Annotated in this window: 9 protein-coding genes and 2 pseudogenes; 5 read left to right on the forward strand and 6 right to left on the reverse strand. The window is 53.4% G+C overall.

Annotated elements, in window-relative coordinates:
* Positions 1-283 precede the first annotated feature (283 nt).
* Positions 284-562, reverse strand: coding sequence for a hypothetical protein (locus tag ACIDITHRIX25_RS75810; RefSeq protein WP_213333421.1), 279 nt, complete (start codon positions 560-562; stop codon positions 284-286).
* A 6-nt stretch (positions 563-568) separates the two neighbouring features.
* Here ACIDITHRIX25_RS75810 and ACIDITHRIX25_RS75815 point away from each other — a divergent pair, with 6 nt between their 5' ends.
* Both ACIDITHRIX25_RS75815 and ACIDITHRIX25_RS75820 read left to right on the forward strand, forming a co-directional pair.
* A complete protein-coding gene (locus ACIDITHRIX25_RS75815; RefSeq protein ID WP_201732923.1) occupies positions 569-949 on the forward strand; it encodes a hypothetical protein in 381 nt (126 codons plus the stop codon).
* A 36-nt stretch (positions 950-985) separates the two neighbouring features.
* Entirely contained in the window at positions 986-1,726 is a 741-nt protein-coding gene (locus ACIDITHRIX25_RS75820; RefSeq protein ID WP_201732924.1) for a hypothetical protein, read from the forward strand.
* 253 nt (positions 1,727-1,979) lie between these two features.
* Here the strand turns inward: ACIDITHRIX25_RS75820 and ACIDITHRIX25_RS75825 are convergent, their stop codons facing one another.
* The gene (locus ACIDITHRIX25_RS75825) at positions 1,980-2,720 is read right to left on the reverse strand and encodes a hypothetical protein (RefSeq protein ID WP_201732924.1); all 741 of its coding nucleotides are present in this window, start codon (positions 2,718-2,720) and stop codon (positions 1,980-1,982) included.
* Positions 2,721-2,756: 36 nt separating this feature from the next.
* The gene (locus tag ACIDITHRIX25_RS75830) at positions 2,757-3,137 is read right to left on the reverse strand and encodes a hypothetical protein (RefSeq protein WP_201732923.1); all 381 of its coding nucleotides are present in this window, start codon (positions 3,135-3,137) and stop codon (positions 2,757-2,759) included.
* A gap of 6 nt (positions 3,138-3,143) precedes the next feature.
* Between ACIDITHRIX25_RS75830 and ACIDITHRIX25_RS75835 the strand changes: the two genes are divergently transcribed.
* The 3 genes and pseudogenes from ACIDITHRIX25_RS75835 to ACIDITHRIX25_RS75840 all read left to right on the forward strand — a co-directional run.
* On the forward strand, positions 3,144-3,422 hold the full coding sequence (locus ACIDITHRIX25_RS75835; RefSeq protein WP_213333421.1) for a hypothetical protein: 279 nt from the start codon (positions 3,144-3,146) through the stop codon (positions 3,420-3,422).
* A gap of 548 nt (positions 3,423-3,970) precedes the next feature.
* The gene (locus ACIDITHRIX25_RS000000104310) at positions 3,971-4,276 is read left to right on the forward strand and encodes a GntR family transcriptional regulator (protein ID WP_502756215.1); all 306 of its coding nucleotides are present in this window, start codon (positions 3,971-3,973) and stop codon (positions 4,274-4,276) included.
* A 90-nt stretch (positions 4,277-4,366) separates the two neighbouring features.
* Positions 4,367-4,696, forward strand: a pseudogene (locus ACIDITHRIX25_RS75840) (UTRA domain-containing protein); the annotation flags it as partial.
* 744 nt (positions 4,697-5,440) lie between these two features.
* On the opposite strand, the gene ACIDITHRIX25_RS75845 reads toward ACIDITHRIX25_RS75840, so the two are convergent.
* From ACIDITHRIX25_RS75845 to ACIDITHRIX25_RS75855, 3 genes and pseudogenes are all read right to left on the reverse strand, one after another.
* Positions 5,441-5,788: a lysophospholipid acyltransferase family protein gene (locus tag ACIDITHRIX25_RS75845; protein ID WP_201732926.1), complete on the reverse strand. Its 348-nt coding sequence runs from the start codon at positions 5,786-5,788 to the stop codon at positions 5,441-5,443.
* Positions 5,767-6,003 (reverse strand): hypothetical protein, encoded by a 237-nt coding sequence (locus ACIDITHRIX25_RS75850; protein WP_201732927.1) that lies wholly within the window; start codon positions 6,001-6,003, stop codon positions 5,767-5,769. The genes ACIDITHRIX25_RS75845 and ACIDITHRIX25_RS75850 overlap by 22 nt, the downstream gene beginning before the upstream one ends.
* 54 nt (positions 6,004-6,057) lie before the next feature.
* Positions 6,058-6,560 (reverse strand): annotated as a pseudogene (locus tag ACIDITHRIX25_RS75855) (lactate racemase domain-containing protein); the annotation flags it as partial.

The raw sequence follows: 6,560 nt of genomic DNA on the forward strand, positions 1-6,560 counted from the left end.
GAGATGCGCCAAAATCGTTTGGCTAATTTCCGAGAGCGCGATCAACTGTTGGCCACTCAACACATTCGCAAAGCAATGACAGACTGCTACGGCGTGGATAGGCTCCGCCATAGTGATTCGCTTCAGACCCTCTTCAGTGAGCACCTTAATCGATCCACGCCGATCGGTGCTACATATCCTTGCGAACAACGACGCCACGCACGCCATCCGGCTAAGCTGCTGAGAGGTACGACTGCGCTACCAGCCAAGACCGCTGGCGAGATCCATCGAACGCATCTGGTGGTCAGAAGACTTCGAGAACACAGCACTGGTCCTCATCGACCACCACGTCGGCACGATCAGCTGGGCGGGCGAACTCGTGGTCGAAGAGAAGGAGCAGTTTGTTGCTGGCAGCACAGCTCAAGATGTGAGTTACGGTCATCGCGCGCTTCGCTGAGGCGGCTGGTATACCTCTTGTCCTCACGAGCAGCCTCGAAACCGAAGCACAAGGACCGCTATTGCCCGAGTTCGAAAAGTTCCTTCCCGAAGAGTTCGTCGCGCGCATCAAGCGAGAGGGAGTCATCAATGCTTGGGAGGACCCGGCTTTCGCCGAGGCAGTGAGAGCCACTGGCAAGACGAACTTGCTGATAGGTGGTTTGACGACCGATGTCTGCTTGGTCCCCCAGCCCTATCGGCGAAAGAAGAGGGCTTCAACGTCGTAGCACTGATGGACACCTCGGCTGCTTGCACCAAAATCGGTGCCCAGAACAGCCGTGACCTCTTACTAGCCACGGAAATCGAGTTGATGACGGTGATACCCATGATCACCTCCATAATCTCAGGAACTACTAGAACCCTGCCTCTGGGGAGCTTTACGCCGCGTCCGGTGAAGAGGGTGTCTATCACGCCTTCGCCCAGGGCGACCTCCGCTAACATCGCCACCGGAACCCTCGTCGTATCTGCGGTGTGAGGGTTCCGGTGGCCCGAGATTCAAGAGGGTACAACTTTGCGTGATTGGCCCAGCGCATCACAAGAGCGAGGCTTCTTCTTGCCTGTAGCTGAAGCCCTGACAGTCGGCGTCGTGTTCGTCGCGGTATTGCTGATTGGTTATCACTCACCACGCCCGCGCGATGGCCGCGTCGACGTGGTTGGCAGTCCGGCATCCGTTCCGGCGCTAGTTCATCAATGTCAATCAAAGCAAACCGGGGGCTCTCGACCTTGTCCGGGCTCGCTCGAGCGAAATAGGCCTCGAGTCGCTACGCGAGGGACGGATATTCGGCGTCCTCACTCTAAGCAGCAATCCAACTCTCTACGTTGCCGGCGCCAACGGGCTGTCAGTGACATCTGGCCTCGAAACGAACTCTTACACTCGATGATCTCGCAGAGCGCTCCATTGCACACCGTCGACAAGTTGCCCCTACTGCCCAATGACACGTCGGGGCTACCCCTCTTCTATCCAGTCTTTGGCGTTGTAATTGCCAGCTACCTGTTCGGGATCGCGTCGGTGACTACGGGTCGGAGCCTCTCACCGACTGGTCGCTGGGCCCCGGCGTCCCTGCTTGCATCGCTACTCGCCGCATTATCAACGTTGATTGCTCGCTTCAGTACTCAAACCATCAACGGCCACGCCACTATCGTCTTCCTCTTTCTCCTGTCGCTTGTTGTAGGTGCGGAACAGCGATGTTCCTCGGTATCTTCAACACCTTTCGCGCAACCATGGCCACTGTGGTCCTGGTGCACTCGCTAGCGCGAGCGGGGGTCTGCTCCCGGCTCCGTGGCATCCTCGTTGGCTCGGAGCGTTGCGCGGCCTCTTGCTTATGAGTGTGGCACTTACTGGTATTCGCGACGCCGCCTACTTCAGTGGGTTGGAGTGATCCAACCTCATCTGTTCAGTCTGCGTGGTCGTCGCGAATACCAGTAAGTGCCACACTCATAAGCAAGAGGCCGCGCAACGCTCGAGCCAACGAGGATGCACGGAGCCGGAGCAGACCCCGCTCGCGCTAGCGAGTGCACCAGGACCACAGTGGCCATGGTTGCGCGAAAGGTGTTGAAGATACCGAGGAACATCGCTGTTCCGCACCTACAACAAGCGACAGGAGAAAGAGGAAGACGATAGTGGCGTGGCCGTTGATGGTTTGAGTACTGAAGCGAGCAATCAACGTTGATAATGCGGCGAGTAGCGATGCAAGCAGGGACGCCGGGGCCCAGCGACCAGTCGGTGAGAGGCTCCGACCCGTAGTCACCGACGCGATCCCGAACAGGTAGCTGGCAATTACAACGCCAAAGACTGGATAGAAGAGGGGTAGCCCCGACGTGTCATTGGGCAGTAGGGGCAACTTGTCGACGGTGTGCAATGGAGCGCTCTGCGAGATCATCGAGTGTAAGAGTTCGTTTCGAGGCCAGATGTCACTGACAGCCCGTTGGCGCCGGCAACGTAGAGAGTTGGATTGCTGCTTAGAGTGAGGACGCCGAATATCCGTCCCTCGCGTAGCGACTCGAGGCCTATTTCGCTCGAGCGAGCCCGGACAAGGTCGAGAGCCCCCGGTTTGCTTTGATTGACATTGATGAACTAGCGCCGGAACGGATGCCGGACTGCCAACCACGTCGACGCGGCCATCGCGCGGGCGTGGTGAGTGATAACCAATCAGCAATACCGCGACGAACACGACGCCGACTGTCAGGGCTTCAGCTACAGGCAAGAAGAAGCCTCGCTCTTGTGATGCGCTGGGCCAATCACGCAAAGTTGTACCCTCTTGAATCTCGGGCCACCGGAACCCTCACACCGCAGATACGACGAGGGTTCCGGTGGCGATGTTAGCGGAGGTCGCCCTGGGCGAAGGCGTGATAGACACCCTCTTCACCGGACGCGGCGTAAAGCTCCCCAGAGGCAGGGTTCTAGTAGTTCCTGAGATTATGGAGGTGATCATGGGTATCACCGTCATCAACTCGATTTCCGTGGCTAGTAAGAGGTCACGGCTGTTCTGGGCACCGATTTTGGTGCAAGCAGCCGAGGTGTCCATCAGTGCTACGACGTTGAAGCCCTCTTCTTTCGCCGATAGGGCTGGGGGACCAAGCAGACATCGGTCGTCAAACCACCTATCAGCAAGTTCGTCTTGCCAGTGGCTCTCACTGCCTCGGCGAAAGCCGGGTCCTCCCAAGCATTGATGACTCCCTCTCGCTTGATGCGCGCGACGAACTCTTCGGGAAGGAACTTTTCGAACTCGGGCAATAGCGGTCCTTGTGCTTCGGTTTCGAGGCTGCTCGTGAGGACAAGAGGTATACCAGCCGCCTCAGCGAAGCGCGCGATGACCGTAACTCACATCTTGAGCTGTGCTGCCAGCAACAAACTGCTCCTTCTCTTCGACCACGAGTTCGCCCGCCCAGCTGATCGTGCCGACGTGGTGGTCGATGAGGACCAGTGCTGTGTTCTCGAAGTCTTCTGACCACCAGATGCGTTCGATGGATCTCGCCAGCGGTCTTGGCTGGTAGCGCAGTCGTACCTCTCAGCAGCTTAGCCGGATGGCGTGCGTGGCGTCGTTGTTCGCAAGGATATGTAGCACCGATCGGCGTGGATCGATTAAGGTGCTCACTGAAGAGGGTCTGAAGCGAATCACTATGGCGGAGCCTATCCACGCCGTAGCAGTCTGTCATTGCTTTGCGAATGTGTTGAGTGGCCAACAGTTGATCGCGCTCTCGGAAATTAGCCAAACGATTTTGGCGCATCTCGAAGTTGAACAGCTAACTAATGTCTACAGAGGAGATTGGCTGCTTATAGGTCGGTGAGCGAATATATACCAACCAGAGAATCTACCCAACCAGAGAATCTCTCGCCTAGGCGCTTTTTGTACCTAGCCTAAGTTGTAACGCTAAATTAGAACCTAGCTTTTACTTTTTTGCTTTTAATGATTGTTGAGGGCTCGGTTTTGGAATTGTATCCAACTTTGGGTATCTTGGGAATATAGAAAGCAAAAAAACACCCAGATATATAGAGATTGCATCCAGCCTCCGTACGCAAATTGTGTCCGGACAGGTGAGTCGTGGCTCGGTCTTACCGAGCGAGGCGGCCCTTTCACGAACTCATAGGGCTAGTCGGATTACTGTAAGAAAAGCTCTCGATGTCTTGAGAAGCGAGGGCCTTGTTGACTCAAGACAGGGTTTTGGTTGGATCGCGAATTCAGACCCGGTACGTCAGAGCTTAGGGCGCTTCACTACCATTGAAGCCAGATGTCTGAACGAGGTGTTAAACCGGGCAGGAAGATTATCTCCGCACGGGTTGAGATCGCCGAGGGCCGGCTGAAGAGATTCTCGGCGAGGGCGAGTTGCTTGTCATAACGAGAATCAACCTCGCCGATGGTAATCCGTTTGCTAGGGTTACAGTTGGGTTCCGGCGCAAATTGGTGCTCAGTTTTCGATACCTGAACTGGAGGAGGCGAGTTTGTATGATCTTTTGGGGGAGCGGGGTAATCTAGCTAAGCGTCTGAGTCGGGCGGTGCAGACAATTGTGGCCATTGCAATCGACCATGACGATGCCAAGTTGCTTGGAGTACCGCGTGACTCGCCGGCGCTTTGGTGTGAGAGGATTACCTATGATGAAGACGGTGGGGCCAAACTTTATTCAGTCTCCGTCTTTCCTGGTCATAAAACGGAATTTGTTACCGAGTTGGTTAGTGAGCCAGATTCTATAGCTCCTTCGGGTCTGCGTCTAGTGCAATCATAGCCGCTCTTTCGGCGCCGATTTTTCAATTTTTAACCAATTAGTACTGCCTTAGGCTATCTCAGTCCCTCGTTTTATTAGGCGTTAGGTCCAAGTATAAGTCTCCTCGTATCTAGAGTTTGGATCAACCAGGGGTTAGTCCTTGGAGCGATTGGTAGTTAGGTTATAAGTGGATGGGATAACACCGCTAGACAGCCAAAGAGCGACGGGTAGATGATTTTATCCTTAAAACTGACCTTATAAATAACGAGCTGGCATCGTGTAATTTGGCCTTACCTAAACCGAGAGAAAGCCGTTCCCTGGGAGTACATTGGATAATAAATATGTCGACGTCGACCTTAAGGCTCGGCTCGTCTTTCTCTAGCAGGCTTTTAAATCAGAGTGGCTTGTCGATAAATGGTAATCTTGGCCAACGACTTTTCTTTGAATCTTCAAAGGTGTCGCTAAACCTGGGACGATTCCACTCTGCTATCCAGGAATTATCGCCATTGTCGGCCAAGTCCGGCGTGGAACTTGCTCCGCTTCTTAGCGCAGCGTCCCAGTAGTCGCTGTAGACTTCATCTCCAAGACGGTTGACCGCACTTTGTAACTCTTTGGTTAAATCACGGGGATTTGAACCGCTAGGACTTATTGGCCTGCCAAAGTTTACAACTGTAGAACCGGGGCTAAAGCCTTTTTTATTTTTACCTAGGACCTCATAGGTGCCACCTATGAAGACGGGTACGATGGTCGAGCCTGTCTTTAGGGCTAGCTGCGCGACGCCCCCTTTGAACTCCCTTGCGAAACCGTCAGGGGTTCTGCCGCCTTCAGGAAGAGAATTAGGTTCCAGTCATCGCGCAGGATCTCTAAGGCTAAATCGGTTGATCTTCTCGATACCCTTGTTCTCTCGATAGGAATTGCTCCTAAGAGGAATGACCAGATGACTGCCTTGTATTTGCGGTCAAAGAAGTAGTCTGCTCCGGCTCCAACAGCCGTCTTGTGGCGAAAGTCATCTGGAAGCACCGAGAGTAGAAGCGGAGTATCTAAGTGAGAGGCATGGTTAGCGGCAAAGATAACAGGTACGTCGATACCCTTTAGGCGATCGGTACCGAGCACTTTTGGGAAGCAACTATATTTATCGCGGGTTTAGTGACATAGTCAGTTATCAGTGATCGTACAAGACGTACTGAGTACCTTCTAGCCCATTCTGTATCGTAGTTTGCACCGAGTTTTGACTTGGGAATTGTTCTTTCTACATTGGCTGGCCAAGTGGGCCGACCAAGTGGGAAGGGCATAGTTATCTTGCCCAGTAGTCCACGCATTTTTGCCATTGCTCGTCCTTGGTATTAGATCTTTTCGAATTCTAGATTATTCAACTTGAGCCATCACAGAGGAGGTGAGTGCAAGTGTGTAATCGACGGAGAAGTACCAACATAAGCCGAGGCCATTGCTAATGCGTCATTAAGGGTACTTGCTGCCATGAAACCCAGTCGCTTTGCAACCTTAGGTCGCCACCAAGAATAATCACTGCTCCGAGGTGGTCAAGTGCGTGGGCTCCCCAGTACCACATATAGAACGGATGAACTCATGGTATGCGTTACCTGTTCTATAGAGATGGATATACCAGGGGTCCTCAGCGTAACTCTTTTCGTACTTTGCCTCGATCTCAATTGGATCTGTGGTTTCACTTAGGACGTTTTCGTAAAAGTCAATGTAGGAAGGGTGAAAGACCGGGTCAAATCGTTGCGCGTGGGGTGGCTCATTATCAACACACCTCCCTTTCGCACGAGAGGCTTGTTTTTGTACATATTAAAGAAATACCCAAGTCCCAAACAATAGACCAGAATTGGGTTCATGATCGAATTGACATTGTATGGACCAATGAATG

It is taken from the genome of Acidithrix sp. C25, from assembly GCF_904848545.2.